Source organism: Flavobacterium sp. KACC 22761 (genome assembly GCF_034058155.1).
Lineage (GTDB): Bacteria > Bacteroidota > Bacteroidia > Flavobacteriales > Flavobacteriaceae > Flavobacterium.
The window spans coordinates 4,350,313-4,371,919 of sequence record NZ_CP139148.1 but is presented as its reverse complement, the minus strand read 5'-3'; the positions used below and the strand labels follow the sequence as shown (position 1 = coordinate 4,371,919).

Here is a 21,607-nt window from a genome sequence, read left to right as displayed (position 1 = left end):
TCACTTTATAGAAAATTGAATTATAGCTTGAATTGGCATTTTAAGAAGAAACCAGTCTTTTTTTGAAGACTGGCTTATTATTTATATTGATAATTGTTTTTTGTTTTTACCGCAACAGACTTTATTCAAGCCTGTGCAGTAAAAAAAACTAACAACAAAAATGAAACTACTTTTTTACCAACCTTGGTTTTGAGTCAATGATCCTTTGCTTACCGCAATTTCATCTGGTGGAATAGGCCAAACGTGGTGAATCGCTGGATTGAAATTACGCGCCGGATAAATTACGGTTCCGTTATAATGGTGTAATGGTTTTGCATAAGTTTCCTTGGCATCGCCCCAGCGCACTAAATCGAAATGACGATCAGTCCATTCTCCAGCAAGTTCACATCTTCTTTCTCTTTTCAAATCGGTCATTGTTGCTCCAGAAAGATCGCTAAGTCCCGCACGACGACGAATCATATTGATTTCGGTATCGGCATTTTGACCTTTCATTAATTTGGCTTCAGCCAACATCAAAATCACGTCAGCATAACGTAAAAGAGGTACATTTAAAGTTGTTGAAGGTTTATCTCCGTTTGCATTTACGTAGCGAATATCTACAGCGCCAGATCCCGTTTTTGGATAACTGAAAGGCTCCATGTATTTTTTGAACTGATATCCTGTTCTGTTGCTTGAACTTACAGTATATTTTCCTTCATTAAAAGTCACTTCCTCGCCAAAATAAACAAATTTGTCTCCTTTTTGCAAAATGGTAGCGCTACGTCTTTTATCATTTGGAGCATAAGCATCAAACAATTCTTTTGTTGGGTAAAAATTTCCCCATCCGTTATAAGCTCCCCATCCTTTATCTTCTAGACATACTCCTGGGAAAATAGAACCTAAAGAAGTATTATCAGCACTTGATGTTACAGACCAGATATATTCTGTTGACCAGTTGTTTTTGATTTTGAAAACATCTTCAAAATTATCCAGCAACTTATGCTTGCCACTGTTTACAATCAAATTGGCGTATTTAATCGCGTTATCCCAATCTTTTGCATACAAATACGTACGAACCAAATATCCCCAAGCTGCAGTTTTATGAGCACGTCCGTAATTGTCAGATGATAATTCATTGAAGTATGGAAGCAAATCGGCGGCTCTGATCAAATCGGCAGCAATATAAGCGTAATTTTCAGCTACGTTTTTTGCACGTGGCACATAAACGTTTGATGGATTTGCACGGTCCTGAATTGGAATTCCTGCGCGGTCATCACCATAACGGTAGGCTAATTCCAAATGCATTACAGCATGATTAAAATATGCTTCTCCCAACATTCCGTTTTTTGTTTTTTCATCCAATGGAATATTCGGAATATTGCGAATTACATCATTACAGCGTTTCATGACTTCGTAGTGCAGTCTCCAAATATCTTTAGTATCTGATTCTGCTCCGTCAACAATAAAGTTTTTGATACGTTCTGCATTTTGTCTTGGTTTTGTTCCAATGTCATCGCTGGCATTGTTTAGCCAAAAGAAACCACGTCCGTACATATTATCATCAGAATACAAGGCATATATCGCATTTACTCCTGCTTTTGCATCTGCTGGAGTTTTCCAGAAATTCCCGCTTGAAGGAGCTCCTTGCGGAATTACATCAAGTTCGCTTTCGCAAGCTGAAGTGCTTACCAACAGCACAAAACTCAATACTAAAAGACTTAAATTTTTCATTTTGTTAGTTTTATATATTTAAAATGTTGCGTTTACACCCGTCATATAAATGCGAGAAAGTGGATATTTACCTAAGTCAAGGCCAAAATTGGTAAGTCCAACTTCTGGATCCATTCCTGAATATTTTGTAATTGTAAATAGGTTTTGTCCTGAAAGGAAAAATCTCAGTTTTGCTTTTCCGTTTAACCAGCTATCTTTAATGGTATAACCAATAGAAACGTTTCTTAATCTTAAGAAAGAAGCATCTTCGATATAAAAATTCGAGATTCTTCCGAAGTTATTGTTATTGTCAGTTGCTGAAAGTACTGGAATATCAGTATTTGTATTTGTTGGAGACCATGCATTTTTTGATTCTGCCAATAGATTATATCCAGGGAACGAACCATTTAAGCCGGTATATTTTATTGCATTGAAAACACTGTTTCCGGCTGCTCCGCTAAAAAAGATATTCATGTCAAATCCTTTGTATTTAAAGTTGGCATTTAAACTGAATGTCGTTTTTGGAAACGGACTTCCTAATACATGTCTGTCGCTATTATTGATTACACCATCACCATTAAGGTCTTTAAATTTGATATCTCCTGCAACAGCATTTGGTTGATACACTTCGCCTTTTGCATTTATATAAGCTTTTGCTTCGGCAGTACTTTGAAACAATCCGTCAGTTTGATATCCGTAGAAAGCACCAACCGGGCTTCCCACCTGATAGATATTCGCCAATGGCAAACTTCTAACTCGGCTTAAATTCAAAGGCTCAAGTGAAGTCAAATCATCTTTAATTGAAACAATTCTATTGCTTAAGAATCCAGCATTTGCTGTTACATCAAATTTAAATTCGCCACGCGTTTTTTGGTAGGTCAAACTTACCTCGATACCTTTATTTTCAACATCTCCAGAGTTCACGATTCTTCCTTGCGGTGTTCCAGAAACACCTGGCAATTGGTCGCGGACAAGCATATCTTTGTTTGTTTTTACGTAAGCATCAACAGAACCTAAAAATGTGTTGTTGAACATAGTGAAATCCAAACCAATGTTTGTTTGTTCTGAACTTTCCCATTTTAAATTCGGATTTGAAAGTTCTCTCTCAGAATAACCATAGTTGATAACAGGTGTAGCTCCAATTAAAGCTGTAGTTTGAGTTAAAGGAACACTAAACTGATATGGTCCAAGATTTCCTAAGTTTCCTATTTCTCCCCAGCTTGCACGTAGTTTTAAACTGCTTACTATTGGATTGATGCTTTTCATGAAATTTTCTTCGGAAATCAACCAACCTGCAGAAACAGAAGGATAAACTTTCCAACGGTTTTCTGATAAAAGTTTTGATGTTCCGTCACGACGTACAATTCCTGATAATAAATATTTTTGATTGAAGTCGTAATTGATTCTTCCAACATAAGATGAAATAATCTCATCTGACATTCCTGCACCAGTCTGCTGAATTAATTTTGCATTCAATAAATAACGTTGCGATGGATCTTCATTGTCAAATCCGGTTCCTTCAACGGTATAAAAGTCTTTTTTAGTTTCTTGGTACGTGTATCCAGCTAAAGCCTTCAGATTATGTTTTCCGAATGATTTCTCATAAGAAATAGTCTGTTCGCTCAGTAAATCGCTGATTGTCAAAGATTTTTTAGTCAGACGATTGAAATCGAATATTTTTCCAGGTTCTGTGATTTTAACCGTAAAATCTGTTGCATTATCTTGTATTCTGGTATATCCCCAGTTTGATTTTACTTTTAAGCCTTCGATAATTTCCCATTCTGCATACGGATTGATCAAAATTGTAGAAACGGGATTTCTATTGTCCAATCTTTTTAAATACGCTACTGGATTGATCACATCTCCATAAGATCCAATATATTTTGTAGGAACACCGCCAAATTGCCCTGAACCATCTTCTTTATAAATAGTAGCGTTTGGCGGATAAAAAATAGCACCCAAAATAGCTCCAGTATAAGCACTTGACGTATTAGCACTCTGGCCATTTGTCAAGGAGTACGATAAATTTTCTCCTAGCGTAAAATTTGGAGCCAATTTAAAAGAAGAGTTTGCTCTAACAGTATAACGCTCTGAGAATGTATTTAGCAAAATCCCTTCATTTTTTCTATAACTTCCAGAAAGAAAGAAGTTTGATTTTTCTGTTTTTCCATTTACAGAAAGAGATAAATCCTGAATTTCTCCGGTATGGAAAATTTCATCCATCCAGTTGGTTTTAGTTGTTCTTGCTGTTGGTTCGAAAGCCGTATTGAAAGCAGGAATTCTAGGTAATCCGGCATTATCTGTAGCTGTATTCATGGCGTCAGCATATTCTGCAGCATTTAAAACATCTAATTTTTTTGCGACATTTTGAAAACCTCCTTGATAATTTACATTGACATTAATACGATCAGAAATTCCTTTTTTGGATGTAATTAAAATCACACCACCCGAAGCTCTTGCTCCATAAATTGCTGCAGAAGCCGCATCTTTCAAAACACTGATCGAGCCAATATCATTTGGATTTATGGTATTTAAAGAGCCGCTGTAGATAATTCCGTCCAAAACAATCAATGGTGTTTCGGCATTCAAAGAACCAATTCCACGAATATTAATTGTTGGAGAAGCAGTTGGGTCACCTCCGTCGCTTATTACAGTTACACCGGCTACAGTTCCTTGCAATAATTCGGCGGCGTTATTATAAGTTCTGCTTGAGCTTTCTTTCATAGAAACGCTACCAACGGCTCCAAGAACTTCACTTTTTTTCACACTTCCATATCCCATTACAATTACTTCTTGAAGCTGCTTAACATCAGCCGTTAGTTTTACGTTAATGTTTTGTGTGCCGTTGACTTTTACTTCCTGAGTTATATAACCCACGTATGAAAAAATAAGGGTTGCTTCTGACGCATTGATTTCCATTTTGAATGTTCCGTCAAAGTCTGTAGTTGCAGCGGCATCAGAACTTTTATCTTTAATTCCTACACCAGGCAACGGCATATTGTCATCTCCTCCAAAGACAGTTCCTGAAACCGTAATTTTATTCTGATCTGAACTTGCAACTTTCTGATTTTTCTTGATCACGATGTTGTTGCTTAAAATCTCGTATCGAAGCGCGACACCGCAAATTTTATCTAGTGCTTGCTCAAGTGTTACATTATTTAATCGTAAGCTTAATTTCTGATTGGTGTTCACTTGACTGCTTTCATACATGAAATGAACATCAGTTTGATTTTCAATTTTATGGAAAATATTTTTTATGCTTTCATTTTCAACTTTTAACGTCACTCTTTTGTTAATGTCAACATTCCCGGCGCTTACTGTTAATGATTCAAAAAATAAAGCAATAAACAGAAATAACTTGATTCCTAGTGTCCTTATGCTTTGACATTTTACGGTGTACCGCATTTGTTTTTCATTCATAATTTTTAGTTTTAATTGTTTTGTTTGTGGGTTTTCTACGTAGTTTTATTTTTGATGGGTTTATTCTATTTTATAGACTCCTGAATCTATTTTATAATTGGCATTGATGATATTGCAGACCAATCCAATTACTTGATCAGCTGATAATTCTTTGAAGTAGGCGCTGATCTTTAATTCGTTTAAATTTTTATTTTTGATTTCAATTGCCACATTATAATTGCGGTTTATGGTGGCAACAACTTCTGCTAAAGGCGTTTCTTCAAATACCATGATGTTTTTTCGCCATAACGAAATGGTGTTTACAGGAATATCTTTAAAAGCTTGCAGTTTATTATTTTGAGATCTAAAGACTGCTTTTTGGCCTGGAGTTACATATACATTCTCTTCTGTAACGGTAGATTTTACATTCACTCTTCCTGTCAAAACTGAAACTTCCTGAGTTCTTTGGTCTGGATAAGCCTGAACATTAAAACTGGTTCCAAGAACTTTGGTATCCATTTTATTAGTATGTATGATAAAAGGATGCTTTTTATCTTTGGCTACATCAAAAAATGCTTCACCGCTCAAGTAAACTTCTCTGGTATCTCCTTTAAATTCTTTAGGATATTTTAAAACACTTCCGGCATTTAGCCAGATTTGAGTTCCGTCGCTTAATTTTATTTTGGCATGTTCACCAAGTTTTACGGCAAATTGTTTGTTCTCAACCGATGTGGATGATTGATAGAAGAACACCGATAAACCAATTAAAAAGGTTAAAGATGCAGCAACTGCCCAGTTTTTATATGGAAGAGAAATTACATCGTTTGGTTTCTTGATTGCTCTTAGTTCTTTTTTAAGTTTCGAACGATTCGATTGAATCATTTCCATGTTTTCAAAAAAATCGTCGGTACGATCGTACCATTTATTCCACATTTCTTGTCCTTTAGGAGAATATTTTCCGTCTAAAAAATGTTTTATTTCTTGTCTTAATTTATCAGGCATTATAATTTCTTTATGTCTTTAATAGTATGTCTTTGGAATTGTAATTTCAGGTAGGCGCAGAAGGTTACGCTTCTGTTAAGAAAAAACAGGTTTCTTAATCTGAATTTTACTTTTTAATTGAACTCACCTAAATAAGTGCGCATGAATTTCAGCGAATAGGTGATGTGATATTTTACCGTTTCGATTGAAACATTGAGTTCGTCTGCTATTTCTTTATTTGAGTAATGTTTTATGCGGCTTAGAATAAAAACTTCTTTTGATTTTTTAGGAAGAAGCATGGTCGCTTTATCAACGGCTTTTTGCAATTCTTCGTAGTAAATGAAATCTTCAGTTGCATTATGGCTAGAATATGAAACTGTGTTTTTATCTAAAACTTCCTGTATGTACTGATCACTAACACTGTGTGATTTGAAATAATCTAAAGTCATGTAACGTACGGAGGTATAGATGTATGCAGCAAAACTTTTTTGGATTACAATTGTCTTTCGGCGCTCCCAAATACTGGTAAAAACTTCCTGAACAATTTCTTCAGAGATTGCTATTGATTTCATTCTGAGGTAAACAAATCGGACAAGGATATCGCGGTATCTAAAATAAAGTTCATCAAAAGCTTTATCCTTGCCAGATTTTAATAATTCGACAAGTTCTTCGTCTGTAAACTTCTTATACATGATACATTATTTTGGTGTGGATGATCAAATGAATCGTGCAAGATGAATCACTTCTTTTGATTTCGTTTGAATAATGTTCGTGCGCTTTTAAAAATAACATATATAAAGTTTTGGGTTCTTTGTTATATGTCTTCAAAAGTAAAGATGAGGGTAGGTGCGAAAGGTTACGTTTACATTAATAAAATCACTTTGAAACGAAACATATTATTAACATTTGGAAGTAATGTTAGCTAAATATTTGATCATAAAAGTTCGCAAAAGAAATAAATGTCTCTTAAAAGTGATTTTTGGTGTTGTTTTTTAAACCATTATACGGGTGAAGAAAAATATTTTTAAATCGTAATTCTTTGTTTTTCAAGTGTTTTATGTAGGAAAAAGATATTAAAAAATAAAAAATAACACCATTAGATGGTAAAAATATTAATATGTAATTTATTTATTATCAGTTAATTAGGCGTTTAAAGACAGTTTTTTGAATTTTTAAGAAAATAACCACTTTATGGTTATAAAAAAATAAATCATAATAAATTGATATACAGTGTTTTGTATTTTGACAACCCCAAAAATAAGCACCAGATAAAAAAAAATAAAAAAAAAGTAAGAAATTAAATTAAAAAGAAAACGACGCCAACCGTTTTGAAAAATATCTTTGTAATGTCAAACTGCAGTTGAAGACAAAAAAGATGAAAAAATATAAAAAACTAAAAACTAAAATTATGTCAGACTTTTTAAATCAATTCGGAGAGGATCTAGAAAAAAATTGCCCAGGTTTTATTGCAGTTTCAATTGCAGAAATTCAAAGTGGGATGTCGTATTTTTCACTTTCAGCTAAACCAGATTTTGATCCTGAATTAGCTTCTGCGTTCAACCTTGAAGTTGTTAAAGCAAAACTTAATGCAATCAGCGCGTTAGGATTAAAAAATCAAATTGTTTCAGATATCATGATTACCTTAACATCTCAAATTCATATTATTGACATTTCTGATAATAATTTGTACATGATTTATCTTGCGGTTGACTCTACTAAAGCTAATATGGGAATGACTAAAGCAATTCTTAACAAATACAAAAAAGAGATTGCTTCCAAATTATAATGGATTTTGAATGTGGGAAGGCTGACTTTTTATGGTTGGCCTTTTTTTTAAAATAAATTAAAAAGAAGAAGTTATGAAAAAGAAAATATTCCTACTTGTATTTTTTACTTTCACATTATTGGGTAACGCCCAAAACATCAAAGGTATCAGTGGCGATACGAATTGGTTAAATATGTGGACAAACTTCAACCCCAAGACCACCAGTTATAATGAGGCTTCTCAAATTATAACTGGTGTAATTACTTCAAACATGACATTAAAAAAAGAAAATGTTTATGTTTTGGTAGGGGCGGTTTATGTTGCCCCAAATGTTACTTTGACTATTGAACCCGGCACGTTGATAAGGTGCGATACTAAAGCTATGAGCATATTAGTCGTCACAAAAGGCGCCAAAATTATTGCCGAAGGGACTGAAACAGATCCAATTGTGTTTACTTCCGACAAGAACTCAGGAGATAGAAATCCGGGTGATTGGGGAGGTATTATTCTTTTAGGAGATGCACCAATTAATAAAACGGGAGGAATTGGAATTTTAGAATTCGAGCTTGATCCGCAAAAAGCAATGTATGGCGGAGATAATAAGGATAGTGATTCTGGCATTTTAAAATATGTTAGAATTGAATTTTCAGGAAAAAAAACAACTGCTAATAAACCTTTAAACGGATTATCATTAGCAGGGGTGGGCAAAAAGACAAAATTAGAATACATACAGGTTACCTTTTGTGATGACGATTCGTTCCAGTTTTACGGAGGATATGTAGATACGAGCCATTTGATTTCTTTGCGATCAGCTGATGATGATTTTGATTTTACACAAGGTGTCCAATGTAATATCTCAAATAGTATTGCTATTAGAAGTCCGTTTTTATCTGATAAATACGGATCTCGTTGTTTTGAAATGGAAACGGTTGATACCAGAAAAGGTGAAGTTTTAGACAGTCGAAAAGAAATGACAAGAGTTAATGCTTCAAATTTTACAATGATGCATACGGAAGATATTGGGCCTGAAATCCAAGGTCTTAAATATGAAGCAATATTGATTCGTGAAAATACCTTTTTGACCTTAACGAATTCGGTGATATCTGGATTTAGCCAACTCATCGTATTTGCAGATACAATTCCAATTACAAATGAATATTTGGACAAAATAATCTTAAAATATCTGCTTGTAAATGATACCAAGACCCTTGGAATAACTCAAAACAAAGACTACAATTTCCTTATCAGTAATTGGTATCAGGACAAACAATACGGAATTGAGTTTATAAAACTTAAAAACAGTGAATTGTTTGCAAGCGCATCCATGAAGAAAAAACCTGATTTTAGAATTAAAAACTAAGTTATCCTTAATAATAGGATTTGCGAAAGCATACTTGATTTTAAAAAATAAAGCGTTTTTTTATTAACTTATCTACCTAACTAAAAAAAATCAATAAAAAACCAGTAATCAATTCGGTTACTGGTTTTTTATTGATTTTTGCTTTTAAGGCTATTTAGATACTTGTTATTGCTTTCTAAATTGCTAAATACAAGTAAAACCTTTGTAGGTGTTTTTTTAAGATATTGCTCAGGAAATGCTGATTTTAACGGATATCTTTTGCTCGTTTTGCAGAATCTGCAATATATGAAAGAAGCCAAGCCATTTGTCCTTGTTTGGTAAAATAAATGTTTTTTGACTTGATATCAGGCATCTTTTCTAAAAGCGTCAACAATAACGAATTTGCTGCAATTAAGTATTTTTGAGAATAGGTTTTTAATACTTTTTCAATATCCTTGTTTTGCGAGGCCAAAGCTTCAAATTTTGCATAATCTGTTTTTATCATTTTATTGTAAGCTTCAACATCTTTAACGTCAAACGGATTAAAATTTTGTTCCGCATTGTTTCCTTTATATAAAGTATAAAATGCCCAAACTGCGCCACCTGACATGTAAATGTTGTCCTTTTTAAAAATTTTTGAGTTTTGCTGATACAAAGTATTGGTCTGATCTGTTAATTCTGGCAATGACGCAGACAATAGCTCATTAAATTCATCAATTGAATTGGTTTTTGCTTTTTTGTTTATTTTTTCGGTAAAAGTTACGGTTCCTAAATCTAATGTTACAGGATAAAATATCAAAATATCGTCCTCATTGAATTCTTCAACGTAGCCTCCTTTAGTATTTCCTCCGCCAATATCAAGAATTAAGGAATCTGAATACTCTTTTGGTGGAATGCATCCTTTAAGCAATAGCTTTGCTTCTGTTTCTGAAGTAATTATTGCAACATCAATATTGGTAAACACATGTAGTCTTTGTCGTAAAACATCAATGTTTTTTGCCATTGCAACTCCCGAGGACACCACTATAAAGATGTTTTTCTCTTTAATTTTGTATTCCTTAATTAATTTGGTGTAATTTTTTACTACCACATTAAAAGCAGTTTCAATGTCATTTTCTGCTAAATTTCCGTCTATGGATATTCCTTTCGCAATACCCACATTTTCCGTCCAAAAATCAACTACATCATATTTTCCTTTCTTAATGTTTTGAACATTTATTACCGACATTTTTACTCCCTTGCTTCCTATTTCAATTCCGCCATAAAGTTCCTGTGAAATTATACGCGAAGGGATAAAAAAAATAAAAACAATTATGACTTTTAGTGCAATATATTTTTTCATATTGAATGGGTATTTTTTAATACTAGAAGGAGGTCCCTTTTTATTCAAACATTGAAAAGAATTAATAATTCATTTTCATATCACAGAAAACTAAGGTCTCTTCTTCTTGTCAACAAAGATGGATTGCACTATTTTTATTTTGGTTTCTATTGTTTCTTTTTCAACCATTTTCACCAAGAAATAACAAAGCGTAATTGCCAATATTCCAATTAGGCTCATAAATATAAAATCGGCTCTGTAGCTAGCATAAGCGACAATTTCCATTCCCGTTTTGGCACTTAATATATGTGCAAGGCTAAAACTCATTGTAAAAACCGACATATACCTTCCTTCTTGATTATTGTGTGATCTAGTCATGGCAAATGAATTTGAAAAAGGAAAAGTCAGCATTACGCCAAGTGTCATGAAAAACATCATTACATACAATATTCCATACCATTTGTCATTCAATAACAGAAGAATATAACTAAGAACCATAAATGACAAACCAACCATAATGACATTCAGCTTGTTCATTCTGTTTTTTTCGACATAATTAACAATCGGTAATTCAAAGAGTAGAGTCAATATTCCACTAAAACTTAACAGCAAACCACTATTTACTTCTGATAGATTAAATTGTTCTTTGTGATAAAGTGTCAATGTCGTAAATACTTGAAAATACATAATCCCTGTAATTAGAGAAATGAACATATGAGTTAAAAAAGTTCGATCTTTTAAAATTGCATATTTGTCAACTCCGTAATTATGTGATTTGAGTTTGAAAGGTAATTTTCTTTCTTTCACTAATAAGACAAAAACTAAAACTGCTAGAATACACGTAGCTGAATCTACATAAAAAAGGTATTTGTAGCCAACTAATATGATTATTAGACCGCCTAAAGGAGGCCCAAATAGGAATCCCAAACTTGTAGCTGATCGTACCAAAGCCAATGCTCTGGTTTTGTTTTCTTTGCGAGTATAAGTATTTAAAGATACCAACATGGCAGGTCTGAACATATCTGCAATAGTTGTTAAGAGCAGAATTGACAAACAAAATCCTTCAAATGACGTAATAAACTGGAGCATAAAGAAGATTAATCCGCTGCCAAAAAGGCTGCCAATCATTACTTTATAAAATCCAATTCTGTCAGATAAAACACCGCTTAACCAGGTACCTATAAAAGAACCAACTCCAAAGCAAACCATAACCCATCCAATCTGATTATATTCAAAATGCAGGTTTTCTTTCATATATTTTGACAGAAACGGAATGACCATTGTTCCTGTTCTGTTTATAAAGGTTATTAATGTCAAAATCCAAATTTCTTTTGGAAAACCACTATAATTTTCTACGTATTTTTTTCTTAAGTCGCTTATCATTTTCTTTTTTTTTGGGGTGAAATTTTTTCTTTTTGATCCAATTTTAATAAATCAAAAATGATTTAAATTATTCTCGTTTTAATTTAAATATACAGTAGTACTATAGTAATAATTTCTGCCAATGAGCAAAAATCATTTTTACTATGAATAATTTTAAAAAATAATTTGATTTACTCTTTTTACTTTTAAGAGGATGAGTCTTTGTTGAAAATAATAGTATTTACCACAACCTCTTTCATCCATTTAATAGTTTCGATTACACCTGTTTCTTTACAAATCATGTTGCAATTTTGGTGTCCCCAAGCTAAATTATAGGGGGCGTGATTGAATTCACCAGTTTTCAGCTGATTAATATAAAAAAGGTTAATAGGACTGATTTCTTTACTTATGTCTAATTTCTCGCTCGATTCAAAGAAGTTTAGCAGAAAAGCATCGGCACTTAATTTTTTTAAACAAAGTGGGCAAATCGTGTTTTTAGAATTATCGATAATCCGAGTTTTGTAAAGGCGGTCAGTATTGGCTAACTTTTGATTGTGACAGGCTGTACTTATAGCGGCTATCCGATTTTCAATTTCGCTCTCTGTCATTCCGGCTCCAAGTGCAATTTCTTTAGAATTATAGCAAAGCCAGAATAAATATTCTAATTGCAAATGAGAAGACTTTATTGTTGATAAAGGGGCATATTCTGCTACTCTAATTCCAGCGCCTTTACAGCTACTGGTATTAAAACCAAGAATAATCTTTTCTTCTTTCGGACTGGAGGAGGGTATGCGAGCAACAAAATGGCCATCTATAGGAGATGTTCTTTTTTCGGCAACGCTAAGTTTGTTTTTGTAAGGATTAAACTCATTCCATTGCGCTCTTGTCTCGTAAAGCAAGATCGCATTAACACCAAGTTTTAATTTTCGAGCCTTCATTAAAACTGGCGTGTCGGGATTTGAGTAATATTCTTCAGGACTAAGTACAACGATAAATCCGCTTTCAAATCTGTTAGAAGTGAAGTCTGAAATATCAAATAAATTGATTGATTCAAAAGGGATCAAAACAGTACCGTTTCTATTGGCTCTATTTTGATAAATTACATCATCATTCGCGCTTCTGGTTTGTCCGGTCTTGTAAATTTTGCTTTGCAGCAAAGGAGGTAGTTTGGGTAGTCTTTTTGCCATAGGTTAGTGTTAAGTTGGTTGTGTGTTTGGTTGATTATGGGACCGACAGATATGGAAAATTTTGAAATTTCTATAAAATGAATTATCCATAATCTGAAAAGGGTTGAGCAATTAACTAACTTTCGTACGTTCAGTTTACATCATAGGCATGTTAATTTGTTAAAGTTTGTAAAAGCAAATTAAAAATCAAGGAAATATTCATGAACACTTTCTGATCTTTCTTTGCGCAATATTAAATATATATTTTTTAATTTGTTTAACTTTTTTAGTTAAATTTCTTTGTATTTTTAGTTGTTTTTTTGTGTTTTCTAAAAAAAAATAAACTCAATATTTTATCTAGATCTTTAAAATGAGCACTATATTGGCTATTTGTTCATTTTTTTAGGGACCAAAAAAAACAAAAAAGACATGTTTTTGTTGAAATTTAACAAATTGAACGTTTGTTAAATAAAAATAATAAAATTTAATCACTTTTTTCTTCTTTTTAGAATACTTTTTTAGGAGAGTGAAGTAATAAAAAATGAAAGTAAGAGAAGCGGAGTGTTAATTCAGATATTGCATTTCATTTACTATTTCGTCAGCTATCCTAGAGTGTATTGCGATTTTTGAGAAAAAAAAATAATGGCTTATAAATGTCTTGCTTTTTGATGTAGTTAAATTATTTAAATTTTGGATAATATCGATAAGTATAAATACGGTTTTTTTATGTGATGCAGAATTTTAGAATAAGTATAAACAATCAAAAATAGATTTTGTCTTTTTTCTTTTTTTCAAAAATGAGACGTAAGTTTTGAATTCCTACTATTATTATACCTCTATTATTCTTCAATAATCCTTTGACGAAATTCTTTTCTAATTCAATTTAATTTCGCCTAATTCACTAATTATTCAAATTTGACTTTTAATTATCGGATAATTAGGTTTTTAGTTTCTTACACCTTATTTATAAATAGATATTTACGCGTAGTATTTTTCCTTAAAATTAAAAAAATCTCAAACTTTTTAAAATATTTTATTAACAATTGTTAATTATTTCCTACTAAAAGGTTTCTTTTGTTTATAAGGTTTTATGCGTTATTTAAGAATGTATTTGCGGTTTTTTGCATGTTTTAAAACGAATCCTCATTATTAAATAAGTGTTTTTGCATGTTTTTTATGATATATTTACTATTATTTTAACTAAAAACAACCAAATCTATGAAGCAAAAACTACTTAATCTATTCTTTTTGATAATTGCCAATGGTCTGATGTTTGGCCAAGGAACCAATATCCCATTGGGATGTTCGAATAGTGGCCCTGAAATTAGTTCAAGTCCTAAAGCAGATTTGAGAGGTACTTATTTGACATCTGTTTACAACTTAGATTGGCCAAGCAATAGAACTGCAACTCCTGCAGTTCAACAAGCGGAGTTAATTTCCATTTTAGATAAATTGGTTCTTACAGGAATTAATACGGTGTATTTTCAGGTTCGGCCAGAATGCGACGCTCTTTATAATTCATCAATTGAACCTTGGTCTTACTGGTTGACAGGAACGCAGGGCGTGGCGCCAAATCCGATGTGGGATCCATTGAGTTTTGCGATTACTGAATGTAGAAAACGAGGATTGGATTTACACGCTTGGTTAAATCCGTATCGTGCAAGCGTTGGCGGTTATACTTTGGCAAATAATCACGTTTCTAAATTGAATCCTTCTTGGGTTTTTACAGCTTCAAATAATGCAAATCTTAAAATTTTGAATCCGGGTTTGCCTGCGGTGAGAAATTATATTATCAGCATTGTACAAGATATTGCTTCGCGTTATGACATCGACGGAATTGTTTTTGACGATTATTTTTACCCAGATCAAGGAATGGCAAACAATCAAGATGCCACGACTTACGCCAATAATAATCCCACAGGAATAAGCAATATTGATGATTGGCGTCGTGATAATGTCAACAAAATGATTGCGGGCGTTTATGATGCTTTGCAGGTTATCAATGCCAATAATAATAAGAATATTGTTTTTGGCGTTGCCCCGTTCGGAATTTGGAAAAGCGGAGTTCCGACAGGAATTGTTGGAAATCCTTCTTATAGTGCTTTATATTGTGACCCAATAAATTGGTTGCAAAATGGAAAAGTAGATTTCATTTCTCCTCAATTGTATTGGAAAATTGGAGGATCTCAAGATTATATCAAACTTTCGCAATGGTGGAATGACCAAGTAGCAACTTATGGCAGACATTTATATGTTAGCCAGGGTTATGATCGTTTGCCGAGCACTTCTTCTCAGAATTGGCCAGCTTCGGAAATTCAGAATCAAATCGATCAAAACCGAATTCCTGGAATGACAAATACTTTCGGGCAAACTTCTTACTCTACTCAGTACATAATGAGTAATGAAAAAGGCATCGCAACAACTTTGCAGAATAATCAATACAAGTATAAATCCTTTCCGCCATCGATGCCATGGAAAGATAATGTGTGTCCGTTGGAGCCGACAAATATTAGGTTTGAAGGAAATACTCTTAAATGGGATGCTCCAGTTGCTGCGACTGATGGCGATTTGGCGATAAAATATGTGGTCTATGCATTTGCCACACAGGCCGATATTCCAAATTTTAAACAAGATGGAACGAAAGTTTTGGATATTGTAAATGCTACCCAACTTACATTAACAACGACACAATTAACAGCTCCAAATAATTATTTCCTAGTAACGGCATTAGATAAAAACAATAATGAAAGTGCTAACATTACGGGTGTTCCCTATAGTAGTTTACCAGCCGCTCCAGTAGCTTTGAGTCCGACGGAGGGAGAATTATATGTGAGTTCTCCGGTAGATTTTTCTTGGAATTCTAGTGTTACTAATGGAGATTACCGAATTCAGGTTTCGAAATCTAATTCTGGGTGGACAGAAACAAACGGATTCACAAGTGGTACAACGCCAAATGCTACAGTTGTTGTAAATGCCGTGGTGAATACAACAATGAGTTATGTTTGGGATCAGCCTAATACTGCTGTTTATGAAGCTCCAATAGGAGGAACGACATATTATTATACCATAAGAAGTTATAGTGCGACAACTGGAACTTCAAGATATTCTGCTCCAGTAAGTTTTACTCCAACAAGTGCGAATTGTACTGTACCAGGAACAACTGTCATTACTATAGATAATGTTGATGCAACTCTAGTAGGATCGTGGACAGCAACATCGGCAACAGCAGGTTATGTTGGGTCAAATTATATTCATGATGGAGATACTGCAAAAGGTACAAAAACAGCAACTTTTACTCCAACAATTACCCAAAGAGGCAAGTACGAAGTTTTTATCAATCATACTGCTGGAACCAATCGTGCGAATAATGTTCCTGTGGATATCATTCACGAAAGTGGAATAACAACTGTTCCTGTAAATCAACAAATTAATAATGGAACTTGGGTTTCGTTGGGAACTTACAATTTCAGTGCAGGGACTAGTAATAAAGTTGTAATTCGTACTACCGGCACGTCAGGAGTTGTAATTGCCGATGCCGTTCGATTTTATTTCATAGACTGTTTGCCAGATGCTACACCGCCAGTAGCTGATTTTACGCCAGCTTCGGCTACAATTTGTGCAGGACAAACAGTTACATATACAAATGCTTCTACCAATGCAACTTCTTATAGTTGGTCATTTCCGGGAGGAACTCCGAGTACAAGTACCGCAGCAAGTCCGGTTGTAACGTATAATACTGCTGGAACATATAATGTTGCTCTTACGGCGACAAATGGGGCAGGTTCGAATACGAAAACATTGACTAATGTAATTACTGTAAATCCTTCAGGAACGGTCGTAGCTGGGTTCACCGCTCCTTATTCAGAAGTGGCGACTGGCGAAAATATGACATTGACTAATACTTCTACAGGCGCTACAACGTATGCATGGACTTTTCCAAATGGTTCTCCAGCAACGAGTACTGCCGCAAACCCAACAGTGAATTTTACGACAACAGGAACCAAAACGATTACTTTGGTGGCTTCAAATGCCTGCGGAAGCAACACTTATACGATGACAATCTGTGTTGGAACAAATACCAAAACTACGTTGGAAACTTTTGAAGCTTCATCAGGAAGATTTACAAGTGGTCCTACAACATCAGGCTCTACAGTTGGAATAGCAACCACATCAACATTGGCGAGAGCAACAGACAGTTTCAAAAATGGAACGGCGAGTTTAAAGGCTGTTTTAAATGATAATACTACTGTAACCACAAACTGGTTAGTACGTTTGCTTTCTGGCGGAGGAACTCCTGCAAACAATCAAGCTTTTGTAGGGAATCAAGGATCTTTTGGATTTTGGTTGAAAACAAGTACTGCAAATGCGGGAGCAACAGTAACGGCTTGGATTGATGATACTGATGGTTTAGAAGAATTGCCTCCGCAAACGATCATCAATAATGGAGCTTGGAATTACTACGAATGGTTTCTGCCAACTTCAGTAGGAACAACTATCACAACAGGAAACGGAATTGTTGACGGTGCTTCGGTAACATTAGATGCTATTGTAATCAAACAAAATAATACTGCAAATACAATGACAGTTTGGATTGATGATATTCAGCACAATTATATTTCGGCTTGTTCTGGAACTAGAAAAATGTCGAAAGAAGAAGATGTTGCAGCGCTTGAAGAGTCTGAAAATATTAAAGTTTCTGATGAATTGATTGTATATCCAAATCCAACCAACGGAATTTTGAATTTGAAACTGGACAGCAATGTAAAATCAGATGTTCGATTGTTTAATATCACTGGACAACAATTGATAAATACCACTTTTGAAGGTACAGAACAACAACTTGATCTGAACAATTTTGGAAATGGAATTTATCTTCTCCAGGTTACAACCGATGGAAAAATCACTACTAAAAAGATCGTTTTAAATAAATAATTTTTGGTTTTTTAGGTTAAAAGGGCCGCCAATTTACTGGCGGTTCTTTTATGCTTAAATAAATATTTTTTCATGTGATTTCTTACTATTAACCACACTATCGTAAGCTATTTATTAACAAAAAACAAAAAGTATGAAGAAAAACAAACCTATTAACCTACGAAACCAAATTGCTACAATTATGGTTTTGTTTAGTATTGTATCCGGTTTGGCGCAAACGACGCCAGACTCCAAAAAGCCAAGTGATGCGCAACTCTATTCTTTGGCCGACAAATATTTGAAATCTTCGATTAAAAAAGAAATTAAACCTGATGGTGAAGTATTTCTGCAAAGAGATATGAATGATTATTTGGCATTAACAAATAAAAAAAATGCCGTAACCAGCAAGCCGGGTGTAACTGAAAAACATGAGGATTTAGAATGCGAACATAATGGAGAACTTTTGAAAGAATATCTAAACAGACCCCATCCTTCTGTACTGACAATGACGAAATATTTTGCTGAAGCAAGCAAAGAATTTGGTGTTCCTGTCGAAATTTTGATGGCAGTAGGACAAGTGCAGAGTAACTGGGCACAAGTGTCATCCTCTTTCTACGGATCTTGGGGCGTAATGGGATTGATTGAAAGCAATTACAACAACCAGATTGCTGAAGGTGCAAAATTAATCAAATCTACTCCAGAAGCGATTAAGACTGATGCTAAAACTAATATTCGAGCGGCGGCGGCTTTGCTTAAAAGTTATCAGAAAAATGCAAATCCAAAAAGTTTGGAAGATTGGTTCGATGCAACCCGAGAATTAACTGGTTTGAAAGATGAAGCGATGAAAACTTCATTGGCAGAACGTATTTTTAAAGTAATTAAAGACGGTTCAAAAACCGTTACACTTTGGAAAGAAATTATTGACATCAAAGGAAATACAGTAACAATTCCCTCATCTAAAACTTCAAAAAGTTCAACTGCTAAAACAAGTGCAGCTGAAGCAGTTATGGCGGTTGATTATCCAGGAGCTTTATCAAGAATTACAGCTTGTAATTATGGGGTAGGGCGTAATGGCTATGGTATTGATTATTATTTCGTACACTATATGGCAACAGGTACTTATGAAGGCGCTATTTCATATTTTAATGATTGTAGCAGAACAACCCCAACTTCTGCACACTATTGCATTCGTAATTCTGATGGTCAGATTTCGCAGGTTGTTCGTGAAGCTGATCGTGCTTATTCGCAAGGAGTTTCAGGATATCCACAGTGGAATGGAGCTGGAGTGAGTACAGAGCATGAAGTTTTGGCAACAAATTTATCAATGTGGGATAGCCAGCCAATGTTGAATGCGGCGGCGGCTTTAGCAATTGATGTTTGTGATAGAGCTGGTGTTCCAAAAACAAGACGAGTAACAAATGGAAACCGTGGAATTTACGGTCATAATGACGTAAATACAGGTACAGATTGCCCTAATCTTACAACGGCTCGTTGGAATGTTTTGTTAGCTAAAATTGCTGCTGGAAGTACAACAAATGTTCCTGTACCTACTGCGCCTACAGCAGGCCAAATTTATGTGAGTACTCCGGTAAACTTTGCTTGGGATTCTACAGTTTCAGGAGCAGATTACCGTATTCAGGTTTCAAAATCAAATTCGGGATGGAATTCTACAGACGGATTTACATCGGCAACTACGCCAAATAGTACTGTAGTGGTTAATGATGTTGTCAATACGGTAAAAACATATTCTTGGAATGCAACAAATGCAGCAGTTTCAGAATCTCCAATTGGCGGAACTGTCTATTATTATACAATCAGAAGTTACAGTGCTGCAACCGGAACTTCAAATTATTCAACTCCAGTAAGTTTTACGCCAAAAAGCGCTGGCTGTACTGTGCCAGGAACAACCTCAATTACGGTTGATAATTTAGCGGCAACTTTGGTGGGAGCATGGACTTCGACTTCTGCGACAGCAGGATACATTGGTACAGATTATATTCATGATGGCGATACAGGAAAAGGAACTAAATCGGCGACTTTTACTCCATCAATTGCTCAAAGAGGGAAGTATGAAGTATTCATCAACTTTACGGCAGGAACAAACCGGCCGACAAATGTTCCTGTGGATATTATTGATGAAAACGGAACAACTACAGTTACCGTAAATCAGCAGATCAATAATGCGACTTGGGTTTCATTAGGAAGATACAATTTCAGTGCAGGTTCTACAGGCAAAGTGGTGATCCGTACAACAGGCACAACAGGAGTTGTTATTGCAGATGCTTTTAAATTTACTTTTGTTGATTGTTTGCCAGAGAATGTAGCGCCAGTAGCTAATTTTACGCCAGCAAGCGCGACAGTTTGCGAAGGACAAACGGTGACTTATACTAGTACTTCTACAAACGCAACTTCTTACAGCTGGTCATTCCCAGGAGGAACGCCAAGTACGAGTACGGCCGCTAATCCGGTGGTTACTTATAGTACTTCAGGAACTTATGATGCAAGCTTAACAGCAACAAATTCAGTAGGTTCTGATACAAAAACAGTAACAGGATTGGTAACAGTAAATCCTGCAGCAACTGTTGTGGCAGGTTTTACAGCTCCTTTGGCAGAATTAGCAGTAGGAGAGAGCATAACCTTGACAAATACTTCTACAGGAGCGACTACTTACGCGTGGACTTTTCCTAATGGATCTCCTGCAACAAGTACAGCAGCAAATCCATCGGTAAGTTTTACAACTGCGGGTTCAAAGACTGTTACATTAGTAGCTTCAAATGCTTGCGGAAGCAATACCTATACAATGACATTTTGTGTGGGCTCAGATACTACGACAACTTTAGAAACTTTTGAAGCTTCTGCTGGAAGATTCACTCAAGTTCCAACTACTTCGGGTTCGACGGTGGGTATTGCAACGACTTCCACTTTGGCAAGAGCGACAGATGGTTTTAAAAATGGAACAGCAAGTTTAAAAGCAGTTTTATATGACAATACATCAGTTAGTACAGATTGGTTGGTGCGTTTGCTTTCTGGCGGAGGAACTCCTGCAAATAATCAGGCTTTTGTTGGCAATCAAGGATCTTTCGGTTTTTGGCTGAAAACAAGCACTGCAAATGCAGGAGCGACTGTAACGGCTTGGATTGATGATGCTGACGGACTTGAAGAATTGCCTCCGCAAGCCATTATAAACAATGGAGCTTGGAATTACTACGAATGGTTTTTGCCAACTGCAGTAGGAACAACAATTACTACAGGAAACGGAATCGTTAATGGAGCTTCTGTAACTCTGGATGCAATTGTGATCAAACAAAGTAATACGGCCAATACGATGACCGTTTGGATTGATGATATTCAGCACAATTATATTTCTGGATGTTCTGGAACTAGAAAAATGCTGGATGTTGCCGATGTTGAAGAAGTAAAAATTACAGAAGGCTTGGTAGTATATCCAAACCCGACAAACGGAATTTTGAATTTGAGTTTGGAAAACAACACAAAATCGGATGTTTATCTGTATAATATTTTGGGTCAGCAATTGTTGAATACCACTTTTGAAGGAAATGAAAAACAACTTGATCTGAATAATTTTGATCAAGGAATTTATTTGCTTCAAGTCATAACCGATGGCAAAACATCAACTAAAAAGATTATTTTGAATAAGTAATCTTTTTAAACTA

The 21,607-nt window shown here is 34.7% G+C and carries 11 protein-coding genes; 4 read left to right on the top strand and 7 right to left on the bottom strand.

Annotated elements, in window-relative coordinates:
• Positions 1–174: 174 nt before the first annotated feature.
• The 4 genes from SCB73_RS18640 to SCB73_RS18625 all read right to left on the bottom strand — a co-directional run bounded on the left by SCB73_RS18640 (position 175) and on the right by SCB73_RS18625 (position 6,761).
• A complete protein-coding gene (locus SCB73_RS18640) occupies positions 175–1,710 on the bottom strand; it encodes a RagB/SusD family nutrient uptake outer membrane protein (protein WP_320567688.1) in 1,536 nt (511 codons plus the stop codon).
• Positions 1,711–1,728: 18 nt separating this feature from the next.
• A complete protein-coding gene (locus SCB73_RS18635; protein ID WP_320567687.1) occupies positions 1,729–5,109 on the bottom strand; it encodes a TonB-dependent receptor in 3,381 nt (1,126 codons plus the stop codon).
• A 60-nt stretch (positions 5,110–5,169) separates the two neighbouring features.
• Positions 5,170–6,090, bottom strand: coding sequence for a FecR family protein (locus SCB73_RS18630; protein ID WP_320567686.1), 921 nt, complete (start codon positions 6,088–6,090; stop codon positions 5,170–5,172).
• Between the two features lie 113 nt (positions 6,091–6,203).
• Positions 6,204–6,761, bottom strand: a complete 558-nt coding sequence (locus SCB73_RS18625) for an RNA polymerase sigma-70 factor (protein WP_320567685.1) — start codon at positions 6,759–6,761, stop codon at positions 6,204–6,206.
• Between the two features lie 716 nt (positions 6,762–7,477).
• On the opposite strand from SCB73_RS18625, the gene SCB73_RS18620 reads away from it, so the two are divergent.
• The gene (locus SCB73_RS18620; RefSeq protein WP_320570104.1) at positions 7,478–7,855 is read left to right on the top strand and encodes a hypothetical protein; all 378 of its coding nucleotides are present in this window, start codon (positions 7,478–7,480) and stop codon (positions 7,853–7,855) included.
• Positions 7,856–7,928: 73 nt separating this feature from the next.
• A complete protein-coding gene (locus SCB73_RS18615) occupies positions 7,929–9,194 on the top strand; it encodes a hypothetical protein (RefSeq protein WP_320567684.1) in 1,266 nt (421 codons plus the stop codon).
• A gap of 244 nt (positions 9,195–9,438) precedes the next feature.
• On the opposite strand, the gene SCB73_RS18610 is transcribed toward SCB73_RS18615, so the two are convergent.
• From SCB73_RS18610 to SCB73_RS18600, 3 genes are all read right to left on the bottom strand, one after another.
• Entirely contained in the window at positions 9,439–10,515 is a 1,077-nt protein-coding gene (locus SCB73_RS18610; RefSeq protein ID WP_320567683.1) for a Ppx/GppA phosphatase family protein, read from the bottom strand.
• Between the two features lie 90 nt (positions 10,516–10,605).
• On the bottom strand, positions 10,606–11,877 hold the full coding sequence (locus tag SCB73_RS18605) for an MFS transporter (protein WP_320567682.1): 1,272 nt from the start codon (positions 11,875–11,877) through the stop codon (positions 10,606–10,608).
• Between the two features lie 185 nt (positions 11,878–12,062).
• The gene (locus SCB73_RS18600) at positions 12,063–13,043 is read right to left on the bottom strand and encodes a BstXI family restriction endonuclease (protein ID WP_320567681.1); all 981 of its coding nucleotides are present in this window, start codon (positions 13,041–13,043) and stop codon (positions 12,063–12,065) included.
• A gap of 1,197 nt (positions 13,044–14,240) precedes the next feature.
• Between SCB73_RS18600 and SCB73_RS18595 the strand changes: the two genes are divergently transcribed.
• Both SCB73_RS18595 and SCB73_RS18590 read left to right on the top strand, forming a co-directional pair.
• Positions 14,241–17,954 carry a family 10 glycosylhydrolase gene (locus SCB73_RS18595; protein ID WP_320567680.1) on the top strand — a complete coding sequence of 1,238 codons (3,714 nt, stop codon included), beginning with the start codon at positions 14,241–14,243 and terminating at the stop codon, positions 17,952–17,954.
• A 133-nt stretch (positions 17,955–18,087) separates the two neighbouring features.
• Positions 18,088–21,594: a golvesin C-terminal-like domain-containing protein gene (locus SCB73_RS18590; RefSeq protein ID WP_320567679.1), complete on the top strand. Its 3,507-nt coding sequence runs from the start codon at positions 18,088–18,090 to the stop codon at positions 21,592–21,594.
• Positions 21,595–21,607 lie beyond the last annotated feature (13 nt).

What these genes read in the sequence shown, in the direction of transcription:
- SCB73_RS18620 (WP_320570104.1), top strand. Translation starts at nt 7,478, where the DNA reads ATGTCAGACTTTTTAAATCAATTCGGAGAGGATCTAGAAAAAAATTGC.
- SCB73_RS18635 (WP_320567687.1), bottom strand. Translation starts at nt 5,109, where the DNA reads ATGAATGAAAAACAAATGCGGTACACCGTAAAATGTCAAAGCATAAGG.
- SCB73_RS18640 (WP_320567688.1), bottom strand. Translation starts at nt 1,710, where the DNA reads ATGAAAAATTTAAGTCTTTTAGTATTGAGTTTTGTGCTGTTGGTAAGC.
- SCB73_RS18595 (WP_320567680.1), top strand. Translation starts at nt 14,241, where the DNA reads ATGAAGCAAAAACTACTTAATCTATTCTTTTTGATAATTGCCAATGGT.
- SCB73_RS18630 (WP_320567686.1), bottom strand. Translation starts at nt 6,090, where the DNA reads ATGCCTGATAAATTAAGACAAGAAATAAAACATTTTTTAGACGGAAAA.
- SCB73_RS18610 (WP_320567683.1), bottom strand. Translation starts at nt 10,515, where the DNA reads ATGAAAAAATATATTGCACTAAAAGTCATAATTGTTTTTATTTTTTTT.
- SCB73_RS18625 (WP_320567685.1), bottom strand. Translation starts at nt 6,761, where the DNA reads ATGTATAAGAAGTTTACAGACGAAGAACTTGTCGAATTATTAAAATCT.
- SCB73_RS18615 (WP_320567684.1), top strand. Translation starts at nt 7,929, where the DNA reads ATGAAAAAGAAAATATTCCTACTTGTATTTTTTACTTTCACATTATTG.
- SCB73_RS18605 (WP_320567682.1), bottom strand. Translation starts at nt 11,877, where the DNA reads ATGATAAGCGACTTAAGAAAAAAATACGTAGAAAATTATAGTGGTTTT.
- SCB73_RS18600 (WP_320567681.1), bottom strand. Translation starts at nt 13,043, where the DNA reads ATGGCAAAAAGACTACCCAAACTACCTCCTTTGCTGCAAAGCAAAATT.
- SCB73_RS18590 (WP_320567679.1), top strand. Translation starts at nt 18,088, where the DNA reads ATGAAGAAAAACAAACCTATTAACCTACGAAACCAAATTGCTACAATT.